The organism is Microbacterium sp. (assembly GCF_030149085.1).
Classification (GTDB): domain Bacteria; phylum Actinomycetota; class Actinomycetes; order Actinomycetales; family Microbacteriaceae; genus Microbacterium.
Genome location: NZ_JASBSF010000264.1, coordinates 1 through 21,389, shown reverse-complemented (window position 1 = coordinate 21,389; position 21,389 = coordinate 1). Strand labels below are relative to the sequence as shown.

24 protein-coding genes and 3 pseudogenes are annotated in these 21,389 nt (G+C 67.7%); 18 read left to right on the top strand and 9 right to left on the bottom strand.

Features of this window, described 5'->3' with window-relative positions:
- The 5 genes and pseudogenes from Q1V87_RS10715 to Q1V87_RS10695 form a co-directional block, all read left to right on the top strand.
- Window positions 1-367 (top strand): annotated as a pseudogene (locus Q1V87_RS10715) (carbohydrate ABC transporter substrate-binding protein); the annotation flags it as partial.
- Window positions 368-438: 71 nt separating this feature from the next.
- The gene (locus Q1V87_RS10710; RefSeq protein WP_300592475.1) at window positions 439-1,521 is read left to right on the top strand and encodes a carbohydrate ABC transporter permease; all 1,083 of its coding nucleotides are present in this window, start codon (window positions 439-441) and stop codon (window positions 1,519-1,521) included.
- Window positions 1,518-2,426 carry a carbohydrate ABC transporter permease gene (locus tag Q1V87_RS10705; protein WP_300592472.1) on the top strand — a complete coding sequence of 303 codons (909 nt, stop codon included), beginning with the start codon at window positions 1,518-1,520 and terminating at the stop codon, window positions 2,424-2,426. The genes Q1V87_RS10710 and Q1V87_RS10705 overlap by 4 nt, the downstream gene beginning before the upstream one ends.
- A gap of 1 nt (window position 2,427) precedes the next feature.
- Window positions 2,428-3,912, top strand: coding sequence for a GH1 family beta-glucosidase (locus Q1V87_RS10700; RefSeq protein WP_300592469.1), 1,485 nt, complete (start codon window positions 2,428-2,430; stop codon window positions 3,910-3,912).
- A 45-nt stretch (window positions 3,913-3,957) separates the two neighbouring features.
- The gene (locus Q1V87_RS10695; protein ID WP_300592466.1) at window positions 3,958-5,001 is read left to right on the top strand and encodes a LacI family DNA-binding transcriptional regulator; all 1,044 of its coding nucleotides are present in this window, start codon (window positions 3,958-3,960) and stop codon (window positions 4,999-5,001) included.
- A gap of 25 nt (window positions 5,002-5,026) precedes the next feature.
- Here the strand turns inward: Q1V87_RS10695 and Q1V87_RS10690 are convergent, their stop codons facing one another.
- Window positions 5,027-5,923: a phosphoribosylaminoimidazolesuccinocarboxamide synthase gene (locus Q1V87_RS10690; protein WP_300592463.1), complete on the bottom strand. Its 897-nt coding sequence runs from the start codon at window positions 5,921-5,923 to the stop codon at window positions 5,027-5,029.
- Between the two features lie 65 nt (window positions 5,924-5,988).
- Window positions 5,989-7,272: an AAA family ATPase gene (locus Q1V87_RS10685; protein ID WP_300592460.1), complete on the bottom strand. Its 1,284-nt coding sequence runs from the start codon at window positions 7,270-7,272 to the stop codon at window positions 5,989-5,991.
- A gap of 187 nt (window positions 7,273-7,459) precedes the next feature.
- On the opposite strand from Q1V87_RS10685, the gene Q1V87_RS10680 reads away from it, so the two are divergent.
- Both Q1V87_RS10680 and Q1V87_RS10675 read left to right on the top strand, forming a co-directional pair.
- Window positions 7,460-8,083 carry a PadR family transcriptional regulator gene (locus Q1V87_RS10680; RefSeq protein ID WP_300592457.1) on the top strand — a complete coding sequence of 208 codons (624 nt, stop codon included), beginning with the start codon at window positions 7,460-7,462 and terminating at the stop codon, window positions 8,081-8,083.
- Complete coding sequence (locus Q1V87_RS10675) at window positions 8,080-9,579, top strand: DHA2 family efflux MFS transporter permease subunit (RefSeq protein WP_300592454.1); 1,500 nt, start codon at window positions 8,080-8,082, stop codon at window positions 9,577-9,579. Before Q1V87_RS10680 ends, Q1V87_RS10675 begins: the two co-directional genes overlap by 4 nt.
- Here the strand turns inward: Q1V87_RS10675 and purD are convergent.
- Window positions 9,572-10,837, bottom strand: coding sequence for a phosphoribosylamine--glycine ligase (purD, locus tag Q1V87_RS10670; protein ID WP_300592451.1), 1,266 nt, complete (start codon window positions 10,835-10,837; stop codon window positions 9,572-9,574). The two genes, Q1V87_RS10675 and purD, sit on opposite strands and share 8 nt — an antisense overlap.
- 34 nt (window positions 10,838-10,871) lie before the next feature.
- Between purD and Q1V87_RS10665 the strand changes: the two genes are divergently transcribed.
- Entirely contained in the window at window positions 10,872-11,225 is a 354-nt protein-coding gene (locus Q1V87_RS10665; RefSeq protein WP_300592448.1) for a sterol carrier family protein, read from the top strand.
- A 28-nt stretch (window positions 11,226-11,253) separates the two neighbouring features.
- Here the strand turns inward: Q1V87_RS10665 and Q1V87_RS10660 are convergent.
- Both Q1V87_RS10660 and Q1V87_RS10655 read right to left on the bottom strand, forming a co-directional pair.
- A pseudogene (locus tag Q1V87_RS10660) lies at window positions 11,254-12,029 on the bottom strand (heme ABC transporter ATP-binding protein).
- Window positions 12,026-12,628, bottom strand: a pseudogene (locus Q1V87_RS10655) (iron ABC transporter permease); the annotation flags it as partial. The pseudogenes Q1V87_RS10655 and Q1V87_RS10660, both read right to left, overlap by 4 nt.
- 57 nt (window positions 12,629-12,685) lie before the next feature.
- Between Q1V87_RS10655 and Q1V87_RS10650 the strand changes: the two are divergent.
- From Q1V87_RS10650 to purF, 5 genes are read left to right on the top strand one after another with little or no spacing between them, the layout of a single operon-like run.
- Window positions 12,686-13,060, top strand: coding sequence for an HtaA domain-containing protein (locus Q1V87_RS10650; RefSeq protein ID WP_300592445.1), 375 nt, complete (start codon window positions 12,686-12,688; stop codon window positions 13,058-13,060).
- A 58-nt stretch (window positions 13,061-13,118) separates the two neighbouring features.
- Entirely contained in the window at window positions 13,119-13,448 is a 330-nt protein-coding gene (locus tag Q1V87_RS10645; RefSeq protein ID WP_366945436.1) for a potassium transporter Trk, read from the top strand.
- A 24-nt stretch (window positions 13,449-13,472) separates the two neighbouring features.
- Window positions 13,473-13,877, top strand: a complete 405-nt coding sequence (locus tag Q1V87_RS10640; protein WP_300592442.1) for a hypothetical protein — start codon at window positions 13,473-13,475, stop codon at window positions 13,875-13,877.
- A 23-nt stretch (window positions 13,878-13,900) separates the two neighbouring features.
- Window positions 13,901-15,025 carry a phosphoribosylformylglycinamidine cyclo-ligase gene (purM, locus tag Q1V87_RS10635; RefSeq protein ID WP_300592440.1) on the top strand — a complete coding sequence of 375 codons (1,125 nt, stop codon included), beginning with the start codon at window positions 13,901-13,903 and terminating at the stop codon, window positions 15,023-15,025.
- A 6-nt stretch (window positions 15,026-15,031) separates the two neighbouring features.
- Complete coding sequence (gene purF / locus Q1V87_RS10630; protein ID WP_292712928.1) at window positions 15,032-16,492, top strand: amidophosphoribosyltransferase; 1,461 nt, start codon at window positions 15,032-15,034, stop codon at window positions 16,490-16,492.
- 30 nt (window positions 16,493-16,522) lie between these two features.
- On the opposite strand, the gene Q1V87_RS10625 is transcribed toward purF, so the two are convergent.
- Window positions 16,523-16,708, bottom strand: a complete 186-nt coding sequence (locus tag Q1V87_RS10625) for a DUF3073 domain-containing protein (RefSeq protein ID WP_228179361.1) — start codon at window positions 16,706-16,708, stop codon at window positions 16,523-16,525.
- Between the two features lie 174 nt (window positions 16,709-16,882).
- On the opposite strand from Q1V87_RS10625, the gene Q1V87_RS10620 reads away from it, so the two are divergent.
- A complete protein-coding gene (locus Q1V87_RS10620) occupies window positions 16,883-17,425 on the top strand; it encodes a universal stress protein (RefSeq protein ID WP_300592436.1) in 543 nt (180 codons plus the stop codon).
- 51 nt (window positions 17,426-17,476) lie between these two features.
- On the opposite strand, the gene Q1V87_RS10615 is transcribed toward Q1V87_RS10620, so the two are convergent.
- Window positions 17,477-18,091 (bottom strand): PadR family transcriptional regulator, encoded by a 615-nt coding sequence (locus tag Q1V87_RS10615; RefSeq protein ID WP_292713191.1) that lies wholly within the window; start codon window positions 18,089-18,091, stop codon window positions 17,477-17,479.
- Window positions 18,091-18,942 (bottom strand): DUF4097 family beta strand repeat-containing protein, encoded by an 852-nt coding sequence (locus tag Q1V87_RS10610; protein WP_300592433.1) that lies wholly within the window; start codon window positions 18,940-18,942, stop codon window positions 18,091-18,093. The genes Q1V87_RS10615 and Q1V87_RS10610 overlap by 1 nt, the downstream gene beginning before the upstream one ends.
- A gap of 138 nt (window positions 18,943-19,080) precedes the next feature.
- Between Q1V87_RS10610 and Q1V87_RS10605 the strand changes: the two genes are divergently transcribed.
- Window positions 19,081-19,854, top strand: coding sequence for a MerR family transcriptional regulator (locus Q1V87_RS10605; RefSeq protein ID WP_300592430.1), 774 nt, complete (start codon window positions 19,081-19,083; stop codon window positions 19,852-19,854).
- 76 nt (window positions 19,855-19,930) lie between these two features.
- Here Q1V87_RS10605 and Q1V87_RS10600 read toward each other — a convergent pair whose 3' ends face one another.
- On the bottom strand, window positions 19,931-20,092 hold the full coding sequence (locus Q1V87_RS10600) for a hypothetical protein (protein ID WP_292712937.1): 162 nt from the start codon (window positions 20,090-20,092) through the stop codon (window positions 19,931-19,933).
- Between the two features lie 168 nt (window positions 20,093-20,260).
- Between Q1V87_RS10600 and Q1V87_RS10595 the strand changes: the two genes are divergently transcribed.
- The 3 genes from Q1V87_RS10595 to Q1V87_RS10585 all read left to right on the top strand — a co-directional run.
- Window positions 20,261-20,662 carry a CrcB family protein gene (locus tag Q1V87_RS10595; protein ID WP_300592426.1) on the top strand — a complete coding sequence of 134 codons (402 nt, stop codon included), beginning with the start codon at window positions 20,261-20,263 and terminating at the stop codon, window positions 20,660-20,662.
- A complete protein-coding gene (locus Q1V87_RS10590) occupies window positions 20,659-21,033 on the top strand; it encodes a CrcB family protein (protein WP_292712941.1) in 375 nt (124 codons plus the stop codon). The genes Q1V87_RS10595 and Q1V87_RS10590 overlap by 4 nt, the downstream gene beginning before the upstream one ends.
- Window positions 21,034-21,136: 103 nt before the next feature.
- A partial coding sequence (locus Q1V87_RS10585) for an efflux RND transporter permease subunit (protein ID WP_300592423.1) occupies window positions 21,137-21,389 on the top strand: 253 nt, incomplete at its 3' end.

Below are 21,389 nucleotides of genomic sequence, written 5' to 3'. Positions count from 1 at the left end.
CGGCTCGTACCTGACCGTTCCTGCCAACGGCGCGAACGTCGCCGCTGCCCAGCAGCTGGCCGACTGGTTGACCGCTCCGGAGCAGCAGATCACCGCCTTCGAGGACGCTGGAACGTTCCCGAGCCAGGTGGACGCTCTGGCTGACCCGATCCTGCTGGACTCCACGAACGAGTACTTCAACAACGCTCCCGTGGGTTCGATCTTCACCGATCGCGCCAACGCCGTTGACGTCGCACCGTTCAAGGGCCAGTACTACTTCCAGATCAACGACGCCATGCAGCAGGCGCTGACCCGTGTCGAAGACGGCACGCAGAACCCGCAGCAGTCGTGGGACCAGTGGGGGTCTCATGTCGACCTGATCGGCTGATAAACCCCGCCGCGGCCCCGGCGCCCTGCCGCCGGGCCCGCGGCACCTCCCCTCGATCTCAGGAAGCTCTCGTGACCAGCACACTCGCTCGCCCGGCATCTGACGCTCCGGCGAAGAACCCCGACCGGCCCCCGCGCCGCATCGGTTTCGGGCACCGCCTCAGCCGGTGGGACCTGAAGCTCTCGCCCTACCTCTACATCTCGCCGTTCTTCATCCTCTTCTTCGTGGTCGGACTCTTCCCGATCGCCTACACGGCAGTGATCTCGTTCATGGACTGGGACCTGGTCCGAAACTCCGGCGAGTTCATCGGCTTCGAGCAGTACACATGGGTTCTGTCGAACCCCAAGTTCTGGATTGCGCTGCGCAACACCTTCAGCATCTTCTTGCTCTCGAGCGTGCCGCAGCTGATCATCGCGATCTTCATCGCGGCGATGCTCGACCAGAACATCCGCGCCAAGACGTTCTGGCGCATGGGCGTCCTCGTCCCCTATGTCATGGCTCCGGTAGCGGTTGCCCTCATCTTCAGCAACATGTTCGCCGACCAGTACGGCCTGGTGAACAACTTCCTCGCCTCGATCGGTATCCCGGCCGTTCCGTGGCACTCGGATGCCTTCGCCAGCCACATCGCGATCGCGACGATGGTCAACTTCCGGTGGACCGGATACAACACCCTCATCCTGCTCGCCGCGATGCAGGCGATCCCGCGCGACTACTACGAAGCAGCGACCGTGGACGGTGCGGGACGCATCCGGCAGTTCTTCTCCATCACGGTCCCGAGCCTGCGACCCACCCTCATCTTCGTCATCATCACCTCAACGATCGGTGGCCTGCAGATCTTCGATGAGCCGCGCATGTACGACCAGTACGGCACCGGCGGGGCCGACTCGCAGTGGCTGACCATCACCCTCTGGCTCTACAACATCGGGTGGGGTGAGTGGAACTTCGGCCGTGCCGCGGCCCTTGCCTGGATCCTGTTCATCATCATCCTCGTGATCGGTGTCATCAACCTGCTCGTGACCCAGAGCGTTGTGCGCACCGAAGGCGGCCGGGGTGAACTCAGCCGCCGCGAGAGGCGTGCTCAGAGCCGCGCGGCGCGCGAACGACTGGCGGCCGAGTCCGCCGTCGAATCGACATCCAAGGAGGACGTGCGATGACCGCCGTCGAGCCGATCCCGGTAGCCCCGCACGACGAGTACCCGCCGGAAGAGCGCAAGCCTCGGCGCCGCCGCGGTATCCGTGGCCAGCGCCCCGGATGGGTCACGTACGCCGTCCTCGGTGTCTTCCTGCTCGGGTGCTTCTTCCCCTACTACTGGTCGATCCTCATCGGTTCGGGGGACTCGAGCACGATCCGCGACCCCAACATGTCGTGGATCCCCGGTGGCAACTTCTTCGCAAACGCCGCTGCCGTGGTCTCCAACCCCGCCGTGAACTTCTGGCTGGCCCTGTGGAACAGCATCTGGAGCTCGGTGGTCATCGCGGCATCCGTGGTCTTCTTCTCGACGCTTGCCGGATGGGCCTTCGCGAAACTGCGTTTCGCGGGGAGCCGCTGGCTGCTCGTCTTCGTGATCGCGACCATGGCGGTTCCCACGCAGCTCGGCGTCGTGCCGCTGTACATCCTGTTCTCCGACCTCGGATGGACCGGCCAGATCGGCGCGATCATCATTCCCGCGCTCGTGACGGCGTTCGGGGTGTTCTGGATGACGCAGTACCTGCAGCAGGCGGTGCCCGATGAGCTGATCGAGGCTGCACGCGTCGACGGTGCCAGCTCGTTCCGCACCTTCTGGACCATCGGCATCCCGGCGGCTCGTCCCGCCGCCGCGATGCTCGGACTGTTCACGTTCGTGACGGCCTGGAACAACTTCTTCTGGCCGTTCATCGTGCTCGACCGGCAGAACCCGACCCTTCCCGTCGCGCTCTCGCTCTTGCAGTCCAACTACTTCGTCGACTACTCGATCGTTCTCGCCGGAGTGATCCTCGCTACGATTCCGCTCCTGATTCTCTTCATTTTCGCGGGCAAGCAACTCGTGAGCGGCATCATGGCGGGAGCAGTGAAAGGCTGAAATGACCACCAATTTCTCGACCGAAACCGTGGCAACGGCATCCGTGTCGGCACGCCCGTTCCCGACGAACTTCCTGTTCGGCGCAGCGACCGCGGCCTATCAGATCGAGGGCGCTGCCCACGAAGACGGGCGCCGCGATTCGATCTGGGATGCCTTCAGCCGCGTCCCGGGAGCGGTGATCAACGCCGACAACGGCGACGTCGCGTGCGACCACTATCACCGGTATCGCGAGGATGTCGCGCTGATGCGCGACCTCGGACTGCAGACGTACCGCTTCTCGACCTCGTGGTCGCGGATCCGCCCCGACGGCGGCGCGATCAACCCGGCGGGGCTCGACTTCTACAAGCGCCTGGTCGACGAGCTGCTGGATGCCGACATTCTGCCGTGGCTCACGCTCTACCACTGGGACCTGCCGCAGGCGTTGCAGGAGCGTGGCGGCTGGGCCGCGCGTGAGACCGCAGACCTGTTCACCGAGTACGCGCTTGACGTGCACGATGCCCTCGGCGACCGCGTCAAGGTCTGGACCACCCTGAACGAGCCGTGGTGCTCGTCGTTCCTCAGCTACACCGCCGGCATCCATGCCCCCGGTCGATTCAGCATCGCCGAAGGGATGCTCGCCTCGCACCACCTGCTGCTCGGTCACGGCCAGGTGGTGCGGGAATTGCGCGCGCGCGATGAGTCGCTGAACCTCGGGATCACGCTGAACCTCACCGTTGCCGAGCCCGTCACCGACGCACCAGCCGACCTCGACGCCGCCCGTCGGATCGACGGCCAGTTCAACCGGTGGTTCCTCGACCCGATCTTCCGCGGTTCGTACCCGGCCGACATCGTCGAAGACATCCGTGCCGTCGACGCGGCCGCGGTAGCCGAGTGGGAGGGGGCGGTCTCGGATGCCGACCTCGCCGTGATCTCGACGCCGATCGACAGCCTCGGGGTGAACTACTACCACGGCGAACTCGTCGGCGGCACGCCCCCGGCGGTCAGCCCCGGCGGCGGTGAGGCTCCCACCGAGCGAGAGACGGCGTCCCCGTTCCCTTCGCACGAGGGAATCTTCTGGCACGACCGTGGCCTGCCGCGCACGGCCATGAACTGGGAGATCCAGCCCTCGGGTCTGACCACCCTGCTGCGACGCGTGTGGGACGACTACGCCGAGCCGGCCGGTGTCACGCTGTACGTCACCGAGAACGGTGCTGCCTTTGACGACATCCGTGTCGACGAAGCCGGCGGGGCCCGCGTCCACGATGCCGCCCGTACCGCCTTTCTCGAAGACCACCTCGCGGCGATCCTCGACGCGGCGGATGCCGGTGTCGATGTGCGCGGGTACTTTTACTGGTCACTCATGGACAACTACGAGTGGGCGTGGGGATACGCGAAGCGGTTCGGTATCGTACGAGTCGAGTACGACACGCAGGAGCGGGTCGTCAAAGACAGCGGTGCCCGCTACCGCGAGATCATCGCCGCGCGGGCGCTACCCGAATCGCCCTAGGCGAGGCGCCCGCCGAGGGAGGATACCCACGTGGACGGTGGAACGATGAGCGAGGCCGTCGTGGGCGAGGAGCTTGTACGGGCTACCCCGTTTCGCGGTGCTGTGACGATCGAAGAGGTGGCTGCAGCTGCCGGTGTTTCGCGCTCGACGGTCTCGCGTGTGGTCAACGGCTCGACGGCGGTGAGCCCTGCGGCTCTGGATGCCGTCAACCGCGCGATCGCCGAGTTGAACTATGTGCCCAACCGTGCTGCGCGCTCGCTTGCCAGCCGCCAGACCCGGGCCCTGGCGTTGGTGGTGCCCGAAGACACAACCCGCTTCTTCGGTGACCCGTTCTTTGCCGCCATCGTCTCGGGGATCAACGCGGGGCTGCGCTCGTCTGACTACGTGCTCAACCTCTTCATCGCCAGCGACGACCCGGGTGACAAGACCACGAGCTACCTGCGGTCGGGAAGCGTCGACGGCGCCCTGATCGTCTCGCACCACACGAGTGACACGTTCATCGATCGCATCGCGGCAGCAGTCCCCGTGGTCTACGGTGGCCGTCCGGTGCGCGAGCGGGGCACCGACTATTACGTGGATGTCGACAACGTCCGCGCCGGGTACGACGCCACCCGGTACCTGATCGAGAAGGGCTACACCGACATCGGCACGATCACCGGACCCCTCACGATGCCCGGCGGCGTGGACCGCCTCGCCGGATACCGGCAGGCGCTCGCCGAAGCAGGCCTTCCGGAGGGAGCGCACGCCGACGGCGGGTTCACGACCGACGGTGGTGCAGGCGCGATGCGCCGCATCCTGAACGCCGGGCCGCCGCCGCGCGCGCTGTTCATCGCGAGCGACCTCATGGCCCAGGGTGCCATCTCGGTGCTCGCCGGCGCGGGGCTGAAGGTGCCGACGGATGTCGCCATCATCGGTTTCGATGACTCACCGGTCGCCGAAACCGTGGACCCACCGCTCACGACGATTCGCCAACCGTCGTTCGAGCAGGGGGAGCACATGGTGAGCGTGCTGCTCGACCTGCTCGCCGGCGGGACGCCCCCGCACGCGACGATTCTCGACACGGAGCTGATCGTCCGGCAGAGCTCCTGAGGGCAGTCCCGCCGCCGGGTCGGGGTCAGGAGCTCGTCAGGCGGTCGATGAGTTCTCGGTACTTCTCGGCAGTCCGCTCGACGATCTCGGCGGGCAGGTCGGGGGGCGTGCCGGTCTTGTCCCAGGCTGCTGCAAGCCAGTCGCGCACGATCTGCTTGTCGAAGCTCGCCATGCGCTCGGCCGGAGTCGTTCCGGTTCGCCACGCCTCGGCATCCCAGTAGCGGGACGAATCGCTCGTCAGCACCTCATCGGCCAGGGTCAGCTCTCCGTCACGGATGCCGAACTCGAACTTCGTGTCAGCGAGGATCAGTCCGCGCCCAGCGGCGGTGTCGGCGGCGCGGCGGTAGGTCTCCAGCGAGAGGTCGCGAAGCTGTGCCGCGCGGTCGGCTCCGACGAGCTCGACGGTCTGGTCGAACGTGATGTTCTCGTCGTGCTCGCCGAGCGGGGCCTTGTAGGCGGGCGTGAACAGGGGCTCGGGAAGGCGGTCTCCGTTGCTGAGTCCCGCCGGCAGCTGGATGCCGCATACCGTGCCGCTCGCGGTGTATTCTGCCCAGCCCGAACCGGTTAGGTAGCCGCGCACGACGCACTCGATCGGCAACATTTCGAGGCGGTGCACGAGCATGGCACGGCCGCTGACGGCATCCGGAACCTCGGCCTGATCGCCCGCGAGATGGTTCGGAATCGGCGCGCCGCCGTCAGCCCCCGCGAGCTGCGTGAACCACCACAGGCTCAGCGTGGTCAGCAGTGTTCCCTTACCGGGGATCCCGGGCTCGAGCACGTGGTCGAACGCGCTGACGCGGTCGCTCGCGACCACCAGCATCCGGGTGTCGGTCTCATCGTCAGGAAGGTAGAGGTCACGGACTTTGCCCGAGTAGACGGGATGCCATCCGGGCAGCGAAACGGGAGCGCCGTGATCTGTCACCCGAGCATTCTCGCAGGTCGCCGCGCCCTGCCGTGGGCCGATGACAGGCCGGTGCCGGGCACCGGTCACAGGCGAGCGAGCGACTCGATGTCTTCGGTGAACTCCGCTGCCGCTTCGGGCGAAACCGTTGCGCGAGTGGATGCCAGCGCCGCGAGGTAGTCCTCGGTCTCGAGCCCCGTCGCCGCGTCTCCCTCGCGCATCGCTCGGCCGAGCGCCTCTTGCGAGGCACGTCGCGCGGCGTACTCGATATCTGCTGGGGTCAGACCGTCGCTTGCCTGCACGAGCTTCGGCAGATCGAGTTCGCCGAGGGAGTCGATCGGGATGTAGCGCGTCCAGATTGCTTCGCGGGCCTCGGCATCGGGCAATCCGATAGGCAGAACGTAGTCGAACCGCCCGTGGCGCAGGAAGGCGGCATCCAGTGCGCGTACGAAGTTGGTCGCGCACACCAAGAGGCGACCCGGACGGTCGCGGAACTCGGCGATGAGTTTGAGCAGTTCGTTCGTCACACCCTGCGTGGGAGACGGAGGTGTGCCCCCGCGGCGGGACGCGATCTCCTCGACCTCGTCGATGAACACGACGGCGTGTTCGAGCTCACCGATCTTCTCGAACGAGGTGCGTAGGGCGCTGGCCATCCCGCCGGGCGCATCACCCAGCCGGGACGGGAACAGCTCGACGAACGGCCAGTCGAGGCGGGACGCGACGGCGCGGGCAAATGTGGTCTTCCCCGTTCCGGGCGGGCCGAACAGCATGACAGCGCGCGGTGCCACGACCCCGAACCGGGCAGCCAGCTCGGGTTGTGCGAGCGGGGCGACGAGGCGCTCCTCGAGCAGGTTCTTCTCCTGCCGCATCCCCGCCACGGCGTTCCACAGGTCGCGGGGAAGGACGCGGCCACCGACCTCCTTCAGCAGATCCAGCTCACGCCGCTGCACAGGGAGTCGACGCTCGAAGTAGCGCAGGTGGCGCTGCTCGTGGAAGCCGTTCTGTACCAGGTGTTGGGCTCCGCCGCCCTCCTCGGACACGAGGGCCGACAGGGTTCCGAGCCCCAGCGGTGCCATCCGGCGTTCGAGTGCATCGAGCAGCTCGCCCGCGACACCCGGATCGACCTCGTCGTCGAGGGCGAAGAAGACGAGCCACCCCTGGGCGTGCGCCGCCCGACCGACGGCGGCGCCGACGACCTCCTCGCCGACGACGGCAACGATGGCGACATCCTCGCGGCACGAGGCGATGACCTCGGCCAGCGAGTAGACCGCGCCACCGGAGCCTGCAACGGATTGCCACAGCCGGACGACGCCGTCGATGTCATCTGCGTGAGCCTCCCGCACGCGCGGGTGCTGACGGATCCGAACCATCGGTGACCTCCCCACTGAGCCCTGACATCCGCGGTGACGGCTGATCTGAGCCGATCTTCGCGGGTCAGGGTGCCGCGTGTCTACTGGCATTCGAGGGGGGGGACCCGCCGGCTTGGCCGAATGCCGATATGCGCGTATAGTCCATGTGGACTAGCCGATATGGACCATATTTGGAAGGACGCACGCCGTGAAACCCGCGCACCACACGCTGACGCCGATCGCGATCATGGCGATGGCGCTGCTGCGTGAGGATGACATGCATCCGTACGAGATGATCCGGCTGCTGCGCCACCGCCGCGACGACCGTATGGTCGCCATCACGAACGGCACGTTCTATCACACGATCGCGCGCCTGCAGCGGGCCGGCCTGATCGACGAAGTCGGCAGCGACCGCGACGGCAACCGCCCCGAGCGCACCACCTACACGCTCCTGCCCGCGGGCGCCGAAGCGGTGCGCGCGTGGCTGCGCGCCGAACTGCCGCGGGTCGATCGCCCCGTCGAGTTCCGCGTGGCTCTGGCCGAGGCGCACAACCTCGAGCGCAGCGAGGTGATCGAACTCCTCCGGCAGCGTGCCACCGAGCTGGACGCTGACTACGCCGAGCACCGGACCGGACTCGCCGCAGCACGGGCCGATGGCGTCCCCGAGCAATACCTCATCGAGGTCGAGCGCCAGGAAGCGCTGCTGACCGCTGAGACCCGGTGGCTCCACCAGACCATCGATCGCCTTGCCGACCCGGGTTACGCCTGGGGCGGCGACCCGAAGCCCCACGAAACCGTCTATCGCGCACAGAGAGAAGCTGCACGCTCATGACCGAGACCACCCGCCCCGCTGCGCCGCCGGCATCCGACGCTCCGGCACGGAGCCCCTGGCCCGCCCTCTTCGCGCTTGTCATCGGGTTCTTCATGATCCTCGTCGACACGACGATCGTCGCTGTGGCCAACCCCGCCATCAAGGCGGCCCTCGACCCGAACACCGCCAACCTCGACAACGTGGTGTGGGTCACCTCGTCCTACCTGCTGGCCTACGCCGTGCCGCTGCTGATCACCGGCCGCCTGGGCGACCGCTTCGGGCCCAAGACCATCTACCTCATCGGACTGGTGATCTTCACGGGGGCCTCCCTGGCCTGCGGCCTCTCACCGACGCTTGGCGCGCTCATCGCTTGGCGCGCGGTTCAGGGGCTCGGCGCCGCGCTCATGACCCCCCAGACGATGGCCGTCATCACCCGCACATTCCCCCCGCACCGCCGTGGCGCGGCAATGGGCCTGTGGGGAGCCACCGCCGGCGTCGCGACGCTCGTCGGTCCGCTCGCGGGCGGCCTGCTCGTCGACGGACTCGGCTGGGAGTGGATCTTCTTCATCAACGTGCCCGTCGGGGTCATCGCGTTCGTGCTCGCGGCGGTTCTGGTGCCCCGACTCGAGACGCACCGCCACCGCTTCGACATCGTGGGTGTCGTGCTCAGTGCTGCTGCCCTCTTCTGCATCGTCTTCGGGCTGCAAGAGGGAGAGGCCTATGACTGGGGAGTGATTTGGGGCCCCATCTCAGTGTGGGGACTCATCATCGTCGGGGTCATCTTGCTCGGGATCTTCATCTGGACGCAGGCGCGCACCCGCAGCGAACCCCTCGTGCCACTTCCCCTCTTCCGCGACCGCAACTTCTCGCTCGCGAACCTTTCGATCGCTGCCGTCGGGTTCACGGTGACGACGATGGCGCTGCCTCTGATGTTCTTCCTGCAGCTGGCCCGCGGGCTCACCCCGACCGAGTCAGCCCTGCTGTTGATTCCGATGGCGGTGCTCTCGGGCGTGCTCGCACCGCTGGCCGGGCGGTTGCTCGACCGCACCGACGCGCGCTGGCTGCTCGTACCCGGCATCCTTCTGGTGTCGGTTTCGCTGTGGTGGTACGCCGCGATGCTGAACGTCGACACCCCGATCTGGATGTTCCTGCTCCCGTCGGCCCTGATGGGAATCGGCAACGCGGGAATGTGGGGACCGCTGGCCACCGCTGCGACCAACAGCCTGTCGCCCCGCGAAGCGGGCGCTGGCGCCGGCATCTACAACACGACCCGCACCGTCGGTTCGGTGATCGGTTCGGCTGCGATCGCGGCGTTCATGCAGTCACGGCTCGAAGCGAACCTGCCGGGAGCCGCCGAAAGCACCGAGAGCTTCGGTGGCGGCACGCTGCCCGCCGCGGTGGCCGACGGCTTCTCGACCGCGATGGCTCAGACCCTCATGCTGCCGGCATCCGTGATTCTCATCGCGGTCGCGGCGTCGCTGTTCATCCACCGCAAGCCGCGACAGGCCGTCAGCTGACGCGGGCGGCGATGTCAGTGCGGAACTGGCCGCCTTCAAGCGTGATCTTCGAGAGCGCGTCGTAAGCACGCGAGCGCGCCTGGCCGAAGTCGTCACCGATCGCCACGACATTCAGCACTCGGCCGCCGGTCGCGACGAGCCCCTCGGGCCCGGCGGCCGTTGCGGCATGCGCCAGGTGAACGCCGTCGACGGATGCCGCGGCATCCGTGCCCGTGATCGGGCGGCCGACCTGCGGAGCCGCGGGATAACCCTCGCTCGCCAGTACGACGGTGACTGCTGCGGTGTCGTGGAAGGTCGGTTGCGCCACGTCTTCGAGGTTGCCCGAGGCTGCCGCCAGCAAAAGCCCTGACAGCGGCTCGACCAGGCGTGGCAGCACGACCTGCGTCTCGGGGTCTCCGAAGCGCGCGTTGAACTCGATCACGCGCACGCCGCGCTCGGTCAGGATGAGGCCCGCGTAGAGCAGGCCGATGAACGGCGTGCCCTCGGCATCCAGCTGACGGATGACGGGCTCAGCGACCTCACGGGTGACCTGCTCGACGAAGGCCGCCTCGCCGCCCCAGTCGTCGCTCAGCCATGGGAGCGGTGAGTAAGCGCCCATGCCGCCGGTGTTCGGGCCCTGGTCACCGTCGCGGAGGCGCTTGAAGTCCTGGGCGGGACTGAGCGCCCGCACGGTGTCGCCGTCGCTGAGGAAGAAGAGCGACACCTCCGGTCCTGACAGGAACTCCTCGACCAGCACACCGCCGGTGCCGAGGTACTCGGCTGCATGCTCGAGCGCCGCCTCGCGGTCGTCGGTGACGATGACGCCCTTGCCCGCCGCGAGTCCGTCGGCCTTCACGACGTGCGGGGCCCCGAATTCGTCGAGGGCAGCGGCGACCTCGTCGAGCGTGGCGGCGTGGGTGGCACGTCCCGTGGGGACGCCGGCTGCCGTCATGATGCGCTTGGCAAAGGCCTTGGATCCTTCGAGCTGTGCGGCGGCCTTACCCGGCCCGAAGGTCGGGATGCCGCGCTCGCGCAGCGCATCAGCGACCCCGGCCACCAAGGGTGCCTCCGGTCCGATCACGACGAGACCGATCGACTCCGTCTGTGCGAAGGAGGCGACGGCGACAGGGTCGTTTGCATCAAGGGCGACCACCGTGATGTCCTGGGCGATGCCGGCGTTTCCCGGGGCAGCGAAGATCTCGTGCGCCTCCCCTTCGCTGCGCAGCGACGTGATGATCGCGTGTTCACGGGCACCGGAGCCGAGGACGAGAATTCGCACCCGGTCAGCCTACCGACCGGCGTAGCGTGGAACCGTGCCTCCCAAGATCACGACCGAAGCCGGACGCGCCGCCCTCGGGGCCGTGGCCGACGGCACGGCCGGCCGGCCCGAGACCGCGACAGCTGTGCGCTACCTGCTCCAGCTGCTCGCCGAGAAGGCCCCGGGCGCGACGGTCGAGGTCCGCGTTCCGCCGTTCGGGGCGACACAGATCATCGAGGGACCGCGTCACACCCGCGGCACCCCGCCCAACGTCGTCGAGATGGATGCCGCGACGTTCATCGATCTCGCGACGGGAGCGAGTGGGTGGTCGGATGCCGAAACCTCCGGGGCGCTGCGGGCCTCCGGAGTGCGCGCCGACTTCTCGCATCTCCTCCCGCTCCGACCGTGAGCGCAGCATCCGTGCCGGGCTGGGCCGACTACCGCTTCGGGACGACGACGCCGACTCCGGTGACGGGGTGGGTGAGGATGTCGACGGGCTGCCCGTAGACATCCTCGATGCGTTCCGCCGTAAGCACCTCGGCGGGTGTGCCGGTGGCGACGACCCGTCCGTAGGAGAGCAGCGTGGCGCGATCGCTGTAGGCCAGCGCCGCGTTCAGATCGTGGACGACCAGGGCGACCGCGGCCCCGGCCGCTGCGCGATCTCGCGCGATGCGCAGGACGTCCTCCTGGTGACGCAGGTCGAGCGCTGCGGTTGGTTCATCCAGCAGCAGGATGCCGACATCCTGCGCCAGCACCCGGGCCAGGGCGACACGGGCCCGCTCTCCGCCGGAGAGTGATCGGACCGCGCGGTGACGCAGAGCCCCGATGTCCGTCGCGGCGAGCGCAGCGTCGACAAGGTCGTTATCCGCATCCTCTCGCTCTGTGCGAGCCCACGGAGCGCGCCCCATCCGCACGACCTGCTCGACCGTGAAGGCGAACGCCACGTCGTTCTGCTGCAGCAGCACGGCGCGCTGGCGGGCGAGATCCTTCGGGGGGATGCTGGCCAGGGGTGCACCGTCGAGGTCGACAGCCCCGGACGCGGGGCGATGTCTCCGGCGAGAACTCCGAACAGGGTCGACTTGCCGGCGCCGTTGGGGCCCACCAGCGCATGGACTTCGCCCGCCCGCAGCTCGAGGTCCGCGTTCTCGAGGATCGGTGCGGGGGCGGCATCCGGGTGGACCGTGACGCCGCGCGCACTCAGCCGGATGCTCATGCCCAGCCTCCCGCGCTCTTGCGCGCTCGCAGCAGGAGCCACAGGAAGAACGGCCCGCCGATGAGGGAGGTGAGCATGCCGATCGGCAGGTCTGCCAACGGAACGGCGGTGCGCGCGACAAGGTCGGCGAGTTCGATCAGCAGCGCACCGCCCAGCGCGCTCGTGATCACGAGCGGCAGGTGCGCGGGGCCGATCGCCATCCGCAGCAGGTGGGGGATCACGAGTCCGACGAAGGCGATGATGCCGGCAAACGCCACGGCGGCGCACACCAGGAGCGCGACGGTCACGATGACGACGATCCGCAACGCCTCGACCCGCACGCCGAGGTGCCGTGCGGTGCGCTCGCCGAGGGCGAAGAGGTCGAGCGAATTCGCGACCACGAGCGCAACGATCGATCCGATCAGCACCAGCGGCGCGACCAGGGCGATGTTCTGCCAGAGGGCTCCGTTGAGGCTCCCCAGCTGCCAGAACACGATCTGCTCGCGCGTCGATGTCGTGCCGAGGAAGGTCAGCAGCGCGAGGCCCGCGCCGGCGATGGCGTTGATCGCGATGCCCGTCAACAGCAGCGTGACGACCTCCGTGCGGCCCCCGGACCTGCTCTGGTCTTCGACGTTGCGGGTGAGACGCAGGATGGCGCCTCGGTCTCTGAGACCGGAGTGCGGTTCGCGCAGTTCGCGGTGCCGTCACTCGAGGTCGCGGACGGTGCCATCACGCTCGATGCTGTCCCGGCGACACTCACGGATGCCGGAGCTGCCGCCTTCGGCACCTACTCCAGTGGTGAGGAGCTCGACCCGATTTCGGCCGTGATCCCCGTCACCTCGGACTGTGTCACGGCGGCACCCGCCGTGGCCGAGGAGCCCGCTGACGCTGCGCCGCTGATGACCGAGGATGCGGCATCCAGCGCCCCCGAAGCGCCGGTGTGGCCCTGGATCGCCGGTGGTGTCGGACTTCTCGCGGTGATCGTCGCAGCCGGCGTGCTCATCGCCCGCCGTCGCGGGTCGGATGCCGGGCCCGGCACACACGACGACTGACACCTCACGCTCTCGCACCCTCCCGCCCGCGAATCCCGCTGGGCGGGAGGGTGCGAGAATGGAGACCATGTCCCCGACGAGTGACGACCACCTCGAGCAGGTGACGGTGCGGCGCAGCCCGAAGTACTCTGTCTTCCTGCTGATGGGCGGTGCCCTGGGCCTGCTCGTCGCGATGATCCTGACGTTCCTGTTCGACGGGACGACGCAAGAGAGCCCGAACACGGGCCTCGTCTACTCCCAGATGCAGGTCTTCGGGTTCCTGCTGCTGATCTTCGTCTCGAGCGGCGTCGCCCTCGGCGGAGCGGTGGCCCTCATCCTCGACCGGATCTACGCGCGCCGCGCCCGCACGATGCGGGTCGAGCACGAGCGCATCATCTCGGCCGACTGACCGGAACCGGGTGAGGGCAGTCACATGGCAGTCCAGCGCGAGTCATCCTCACCGGATCCACACGAGCACATCATCGACGTCCAGGTGCAGCGGGTTCACGTGCGACGATCGCCACGGTATGGGCGCATCCTCGGCGCCGGCATCGCTGGGGGCCTCCTCATCGCTGCGATCCTGACCACGCTCGGGGCGGTGTCGGGCGACGGTGTTGCCTCGTCCGGCGAAGCCGGGGTCATCTGGGCGTTCGGGCTGAACGCCATGGTGTCGGTCGCAGTGTGCCTGCTGATCAGCGCGGGCATCATCCTCTTCGCTGAGCGACGCACCCTCCGCCGCATCCGCGACGCACGTGCTGCGCAGGAGGTCACCTTCGTCGACGACCTCTCCCGGCCGATGACCGATCAGCCGCCACCATGGATGCGCGACGAGAGCTGAGGACGCGCCGGTAGGCTGTTCGGGTGGAGTCCCACAACGCCCCCAGCAATCCCTACACCGCAGCAGGTGTCGACACGGCAGCGGGTGACCTCGCCGTCGAACTCATGAAGGCTGCGGTCCGTCGCACCCAGGGACCCGAAGTCCTCGGCGGTGTCGGTGGCTTCGCCGGCCTGTTCGACGCGTCGACCCTCCGCTCGTACCGCCGTCCGCTGCTCGCGACGAGCACCGACGGCGTCGGCACGAAGGTCGCCATCGCCCAGGCCATCGACAAGCACGACACCATCGGCCAAGACCTCGTCGGAATGGTCGTCGATGACATCGTCGTCGTCGGCGCCAGGCCCCTGTTCATGACCGACTACATCGCGTGCGGCAAGGTCGTGCCCGAGCGCATCGCCGACATCGTGGCGGGTATCGCGCGCGGCTGCGAAGAGACCGGAACAGCTCTGGTCGGCGGTGAGACAGCCGAACACCCGGGCCTGCTCGGCGTCGATGACTACGACGTCGCGGGAGCTGCAACGGGCGTCGTCGAGGCTGACGCCGTGCTCGGGGCCGATCGCGTCGAGAACGGTGACGTGGTTCTCGCGCTCGCTTCGAGCGGACTCCACGCCAACGGCTACTCGCTCGTGCGCCACATCGTCTCGGCATCCGGCCTGTCGTACACGGATGCCGCGGCCGAGTTCGGTGGCACCACCTGGGGTGAGGTTCTGCTCGAGCCCACTCGCTTGTACACGGCGCCGTTGCTGCGGCTGATCGCACAGTCCGGCGGCGGGGTGCATTCGCTCAGCCACGTGACCGGCGGCGGGATTGCTGCGAACCTCGCGCGCGTCCTTCCGGCTGGCACCTGGGTCGATATCGACCGTGCGACCTGGACTCCGCCGGTGGTGTTCCAGTCACTTGCCAACCTTGGCGGCATCCCTCTCTCGGACACCGAGGGCACGTGGAATCTCGGTATCGGCTTCGTCGCGGTCGTCGCGGCAGATCGGGCAGCGGATGCGGCATCCGCGCTGACCGCCGAAGGTATTGCCGCGTGGCAGATCGGCGTTGTCTCCGACGGGCCGAGGCCCAGTGGCACGTACGTGGAAGGGGCGAAGGGCGTTGACGGCGGTGCCGTTCGCCTGGTCGGATCGTTCGCCGAAGGAGCGCAGTAACACCCCATGTGTGGAATCGTCGGCATGGTCGGGCGGGGCCCCGTCAACCAAGAGATCTACGACGCGCTTCTGCTGCTGCAGCACCGCGGGCAGGACTCGACCGGAATCGCCACGGCGGAACCGAGTGGGGTCTTTCACATCACGAAGGCGCGTGGCCAGGTGCGCGAGGCATTTCGCACGCGCGACATGCGGTCGCTGCTCGGCACGATCGGGCTCGGCCACGTGCGTTATGCCACCAAGGGCACAGCATCCAGCGAAGAAGAAGCACAGCCCTTCTACGTCAACGCGCCGTACGGCATCGTGCTGGTGCACAACGGCAACCTCACGAACACCCGCGAACTCACCGACGAGCTCTTCCACAAGGATCGTCGCCACCTGAACACGAGCTCCGACACCGAGCTGCTGGTCAACGTCCTCGCCGGCGAGCTGCAGGCGACGGTTTCGGGGATCGATCTCGAGCCCGACGAGATCTTCGAAGCCGTGTCCCGCGTCCACGCCCGCGTCGAAGGCTCGTACGCCACCATCGCCCTCATCGCGGGCCACGGCCTGCTCGCCTTCCGCGACCCGTTCGGCATCCGACCCCTGATCCTCGGCACGCGACGGGCAGCCGACGGATCGTACGAGTGGGTGGTCACGTCCGAGTCCCTCGTGCTCGAAAACGGCGAGTTCGAGGTCGTCCGCGACGTCATGCCGGGCGAGGCGGTGTTCATCGACCTCGACGGACATCTGCACACGAAGCAGTGCGCCGAGGATCCTCAGCTCGTGCCGTGCTCGTTCGAGTACGTCTACCTTGCGCGGCCCGACTCGATCATGAACGGGATCTCGGTGTACGAGGCACGGCTGCGCATGGGTGACCGCCTGGCCGACACCATCGCGAAGTACACCCCCGCGGGGACGATCGACGTCGTCATGCCGATTCCTGACTCATCCCGGCCCGCCGCGATGCAGGTCGCGCGCAAGCTCGGCATCGAGTACCGCGAGGGGTTCTACAAGAACCGGTACGTCGGCCGCACCTTCATCATGCCCGGCCAGTCGGCCCGCAAGCGCAGCGTGCGACAGAAGCTCAACGCGATGTCGAGCGAGTTCAAGGGCAAGAACGTGCTGCTCATCGACGACTCGATCGTGCGGGGAACGACCTCGAAGCAGATCATCCAGATGGCGCGGGATGCCGGTGCGACATCCGTGACCTTTGCCTCGGCAGCCCCTCCCGTGCGATACCCGCACGTCTACGGCATCAACATGCCGACCCGCCACGAGCTTGTCGCACACGGACGCTCCATCCCCGAGATCGCTGAGGAGCTGGGTGCCGATTACGTCGTGTACCAGGAGGTCGCCGACCTCAAGGCGGCGATCCTCGAAGGCTCGGATGTCGAGGACCTCGACATGAGCTGCTTCGACGGACGCTACGTCACCGGAACCGTGACGGAGGAGTATCTCACTTGGGTCGAGGCCAGTCAGGAGTCCTGAGTGGGAGCGCGATGACGGGACGAGGCGCGCTCAGGCGGTCTCGTCGAGTTCGTCATCCTCGTCGTCGAACTCATCGGCCCACTTGTCGACGTACAGATCATCGTCGGACGGGTGACCCAGTTCCTTCTCGAGCGCCGCATAGTTGACGCTCGGGCTGTAGGACTTGAGTTCGCGGGCGATCTTGGTGTGTTTCGCCTTTTGACGGCCACGCCCCATGCGAGACCCCCTCATTTCTGACCCGCGGGCTGAAGCGCGGGTCTCCGCGCTCCGCAGCCCGTGCATTCACGATCCGGTCTTTCGCCGGGAAGAGTAGCATTCAGAATATCACGGAGCCCTCGAGGGCCCGCGGCTGTGCACCCCTCGGCTCCGTATGTCGAGGAGGGAATCCCCATGGCGGACGAACGGCCAGAGCTCACAACGGCGCCCCTGGACGCGGCGGCGGTGCGCGGCGCGGTGATCGTCGGGGTCGTTCCCGACCAGAACCCCCGCGTCGTGAAGGAGGCCGCGAAGTACGCCGCCATGATGAAGGCGCCCCTGGTTGTGGCCCACGTCGACGTCACCCGGTTCGTGACGTACGAAGATCCTGACGGGTACGTGCACACCGCTCCTATCGACGTGAACATCGCGCCGGGCGAGGCGGATATCGACCTCGTGCGCGCCTCCGTGGCCCACGCGCTGGACGGATTCGACGTCGACTGGCGCCTCCATCAGCTCGTCGGCGACCCGGCGCTGGCCATCAAGCACCTCGCGGAGCAGGTGGACGCTCGGTTGCTCGTCGTCGGGACCCGCAAGCGCGGTATCGGCGAGTCGATCCGCGAGTTCTTCACCGGGTCGGTTGCCGCCCGGTTGGCCCACCGGCAGGCGCGCCCGATCCTCGTCGTGCCTCTGGGTGAGCCGGCACCCGATGACGAGGATCTCTGGCCGACCAGCTGAGCGGCCCGAACGCAGGTTCATCCTGCAATCGGTCCGGAGATCCGAGCCGCCTCAGTCGCGCAGTGAGCGAGTGATGGCGCGGGTCACCTCGTCCAGGCCGGTTGCCAGCTCGTCCACGACGGATGCCGCGAGTGTGCCGCCCTTGGCAACGTGCGTGCGCAGGTCGGCGCGCACCTGGGCGCGGAACTCGCTGATCGCAACCTCGGCCCGGTGCAGTTGTTCCCGCGAGAGGGAGCGCAGGTCGTCGGTGACGTCCCGCACCTGCTGATCGCGATCCTCGCGCTCTGCCCTGCTGGCGGCGGCGAGGTCTGCGCGCAGGCTCTTCATCGCCTCACGCACCGACCCGCGTACCTCGTCGGCGATGAGGCGCACCGAATCGGCAAGACCGTCCTCGATGCTCTTGAGGTCGTCGGCGCGGGATGCCACCTCGGCGCGGCCGGCATCCGTGATCTCGTAGATCGTCTTGCGACCGTCGACGGTCTTGGTCACCAGGCCCTCCTCCTCGAGCTTCGCGAGCCGCGGGTACACCGTGCCGGCACTCGGGGTGTAGGTGCCGCCGGTGCGATCCGACAGGGCCTGCATGATGTCGTAGCCATGTCGCGGCCCCTCGTCGAGGAGCGAGAGCAGGTACAGGCGCAGGTCGCCGTGAGAGAAGACGGGGGCCATCACAGGCCCTCCGCCTCGCTCGGGGCATCCGCCGGTGTCGAAGCGGGGGAGCGGCGCAGCACCGTGAGTCCGCCAGCGACGGAGTTTGTGCGCACGTCCACGAAGGAGCCGCTCAGCTCGCCGGTCGAGCCGGTGTAGTTGGTCACACCGCTTCCCGACCGCATCACGCCGTCGATCTGGATGCGACCGCTCACGCTGCGCACGACGAAGTTGGCAGGAAGTCCCTCATCGAGTCGGATCGTTGAGCTACCGCTGACCGTGTTCAGGCTGATGGCGTGGGCGTTGCCGGTGGTGTCGACCAGCATGTCACCCGACACGGTGTCGATCGTCGCCTTGCGGATGCTGCCGGTCGCGGCGACATCGCCCGAGACGCTGTTCGCCGACAGGGTGCCGGTGAGGTCCCGGATCTGAACATCGCCCGAGACCGCATTGACCGTGACGTCGCCGCTCAGGCCGTCGACGATGATGTCGCCCGACACGGTGTTGAGGCGTGCGCCGGCCTCAAGCCCCGAAACGAGGGCGCTCGCATTCACGACGCCGAGGTTCAGGGCGACCGAACGGGGGACCGCGACGCTGACCTCTGCTTTGGGGCCGCCGGACCCGAAGTTGCGGAAGGCCTCGAGGAAGTTGTCCCAGCGCAGCTGCGGGTGATCGATCTCGACGGCGTCGCCGGTTGCCTCGATGCGGAGGTCTTTGACAGTCACTCCGTAGACCTCGATTCGCACCCCGGGTTCGTCGTGGGCGACGACATCGACCTGGCCACCGACGAGGCCGATCTTGAGGGTACGCACATCGTCGAGGTCGATGACGCGCGTTTCTCCCGGGTGAATGAGCCACTTCTCGAGGGTCACGGTCCGCTCCGTTCTGGTCGCAAGAAAGCAAAGACGCGATATAACGCGATTTGAGAATAACGCGATATAACGCGTCATGCAAGATTCCCCGCGCGCCTTCTTGACATTGACGCAACGTCAACTTCTACCGTGGATGCCATGACGGAATGGAGCATCCATGAGGTATCGCGGCGATCGGGCGTGACCACACGCACGCTGCGGCACTACGACGACATCGGCATCCTGGCCCCGACGCGAACGGGCGCGAACGGGTATCGGTACTACGGAGCTGAGGCCCTCGTGCGACTGCAGCGGATCTTGCTACTGCGGGATCTGGGGCTCGCGCTCGGCGACATCGCCGAGGTCGTGGACGCGCAGCAGGACCCCGCTGCGGCCTTGCGCACACACATCGGATGGCTCCGTTCGGAGCAGGCAAGACTTGCCCGGCAGATCGCTGCGGTGGAGTCCACGATCAGGGCATGGGAGGGAGGTGAATCGACGATGAACGACGACATGTTCGACGGCTTCGACCACACCGTCTACAAGGACGAGGTCGAGCAGCGCTGGGGCGCCGAGGCGTACGCCAGCTCGGACGCGTGGTGGCGCTCACTCGGAGCGGAGCAGCAGTCGGCGTGGAAGGACGCGACAGCTGAACTCGCCCGGGCCTGGGCGGCTGCCGCTGAGTCCGGAATCGCGCCAGGCTCGACCGCGGCGCAGGCCCTGGCGGAGCGTCACGTGACGTGGCTGCGCGCCATCCCCGGCACTCCCGCTCACGAGGGCGACGCGGCGCTGAAACCCTACGTGCTCGGCCTCGCGGAGATGTATGTGGCTGACCCTCGCTTCGCGGCCAACTACGCGACATCCGCCGGCGGGAACGGCGGCGCTGAATTCGTGCGCGACGCGCTCACGGAGTACGTGACCACCCGGCTGTAGTCACGCGAACCCGCCACGGCAAACGGATGCCGCGCCCCTCCCCCGAGGAGCGCGGCATCCGTTCGTCGCGGGTGCGTCAGCGGCGGCTACCGCTGATCACCCTGAACAGGAATGCGATCAGGGCGATCACACCGACAATGAGGGCGACCCAGAGCAGCCAGTTCAAGGCCGTGTTGAGGCCGCCGACGATAGCCAGAACGACGGCGATGATGATGACGAGCAGAAGTGCGATGTTCATGGGGCACCTTTCGTTGGACGTCGGGGAGCATGCTCGACACGTGTCGGGCGCGCTCGCCACCCCGTGACGATGTCACCGTCGACGCCGCGCGACAACGGGGTTGTTTCCGCGCCCCGAAACCGGTATGCGAGAGCGGCGATGCGCCGGTCGGAGCGTTAGCCTGAGCGGATGGCGACCAGACCGCGCTTCTCGGGGGCTCAACTGTGGCTGGTGTTCGCGGGCGGGGTGATCGGTACTGCCGCGCGACTGCTCATCCTGCTCATCGAGGATCCCTCGGTCCAGTGGTTTTCCATCCCGCTCATCAACATCATCGGGTCCTTCCTGCTTGGCGTGGTGACGGGGCGGGCCGAGGCTCAGGCCGACCCCGCCCGCGCCACCAGGATGCGCACGTTCTGGGGAGTCGGGGTGATGGGAGGGTTCACGACCTACTCGAGCTTTGCCGTGCTCGCAGTGGACCCGGCATCGCTGCCGCTCGCGGTCGTCACCGTGCTCGCCGGGCTGGTAGCTGCGCTCGCCGGGCTCTGGATCGCCCGTCCCCGGCAGGCATCAGCGCGTGGACACTCCGCATGAGCCCGCTTCTGCTCGCTCTCGGTGCGCTCGCCGGCGGCGTTGGTGCAGCACTGCGCTACAGCGCTGACGTCGCCATCCTGCGCTGGTGGGGCCCGCCATGGGGAGTCTTCGTCGTCAACGTCGTCGGGTCGTTCGCGCTCGGCATCCTGACCGGCGCCGCTCCCTCCGCTGACCTGCAGCTCATCATCGGGGGAGGCCTCCTCGGCGGCTTCACGACCTTCAGCGCCGTCTCGGTCACGACGATCCTGCTCGCCGAAGAGCGGCGCGGACGGATCGCGATCGTCAACGTCGTCGGAACCTTCGTGCTCTCGCTCGCTGCCGCTGCGGGCGGGCTTGCGCTGGGCGCAGCGCTCGCTCCCGGCGCCGGCTGATCGGGAGTTTTCGGGATATCCCCCGGAATCACCGTGCGAAGATGGGGGCGATACACCCGCGTATCGTCGCGTCCCGACAGCACCGAACACAGCAAAGGCCACCGTGTCGAAACTCGCCGTCCTGAGCCTGAAAAACCGCGCCCTCATCGCGCTGGTCACGATCGTCGCTGCCCTGTTCGGCAGCCTCGCATTGACCAGCCTGAAGCAGGAACTGATCCCCTCGATCGAGTTCCCCGCTCTCATCGTCGTCACGACGTATCCGGGAGCGTCGCCTGAGGTTGTCGCCAACGACGTGTCGACACCGATCGAAACAGCCATCCAGGCCGTCCCGGGCCTCGAGTCGACGACAGCGACCA

What these genes read in the sequence shown, in the direction of transcription:
- Q1V87_RS10595 (WP_300592426.1), top strand. Translation starts at nt 20,261, where the DNA reads ATGGCGACCAGACCGCGCTTCTCGGGGGCTCAACTGTGGCTGGTGTTC.
- purF (WP_292712928.1), top strand. Translation starts at nt 15,032, where the DNA reads ATGTGTGGAATCGTCGGCATGGTCGGGCGGGGCCCCGTCAACCAAGAG.
- Q1V87_RS10600 (WP_292712937.1), bottom strand. Translation starts at nt 20,092, where the DNA reads ATGAACATCGCACTTCTGCTCGTCATCATCATCGCCGTCGTTCTGGCT.
- Q1V87_RS10640 (WP_300592442.1), top strand. Translation starts at nt 13,473, where the DNA reads ATGGCAGTCCAGCGCGAGTCATCCTCACCGGATCCACACGAGCACATC.
- Q1V87_RS10700 (WP_300592469.1), top strand. Translation starts at nt 2,428, where the DNA reads ATGACCACCAATTTCTCGACCGAAACCGTGGCAACGGCATCCGTGTCG.
- Q1V87_RS10685 (WP_300592460.1), bottom strand. Translation starts at nt 7,272, where the DNA reads ATGGTTCGGATCCGTCAGCACCCGCGCGTGCGGGAGGCTCACGCAGAT.
- Q1V87_RS10695 (WP_300592466.1), top strand. Translation starts at nt 3,958, where the DNA reads ATGAGCGAGGCCGTCGTGGGCGAGGAGCTTGTACGGGCTACCCCGTTT.
- Q1V87_RS10645 (WP_366945436.1), top strand. Translation starts at nt 13,119, where the DNA reads ATGGAGACCATGTCCCCGACGAGTGACGACCACCTCGAGCAGGTGACG.
- Q1V87_RS10675 (WP_300592454.1), top strand. Translation starts at nt 8,080, where the DNA reads ATGACCGAGACCACCCGCCCCGCTGCGCCGCCGGCATCCGACGCTCCG.
- Q1V87_RS10625 (WP_228179361.1), bottom strand. Translation starts at nt 16,708, where the DNA reads ATGGGGCGTGGCCGTCAAAAGGCGAAACACACCAAGATCGCCCGCGAA.
- Q1V87_RS10605 (WP_300592430.1), top strand. Translation starts at nt 19,081, where the DNA reads ATGACGGAATGGAGCATCCATGAGGTATCGCGGCGATCGGGCGTGACC.
- Q1V87_RS10620 (WP_300592436.1), top strand. Translation starts at nt 16,883, where the DNA reads ATGGCGGACGAACGGCCAGAGCTCACAACGGCGCCCCTGGACGCGGCG.
- Q1V87_RS10590 (WP_292712941.1), top strand. Translation starts at nt 20,659, where the DNA reads ATGAGCCCGCTTCTGCTCGCTCTCGGTGCGCTCGCCGGCGGCGTTGGT.
- Q1V87_RS10615 (WP_292713191.1), bottom strand. Translation starts at nt 18,091, where the DNA reads ATGGCCCCCGTCTTCTCTCACGGCGACCTGCGCCTGTACCTGCTCTCG.
- Q1V87_RS10705 (WP_300592472.1), top strand. Translation starts at nt 1,518, where the DNA reads ATGACCGCCGTCGAGCCGATCCCGGTAGCCCCGCACGACGAGTACCCG.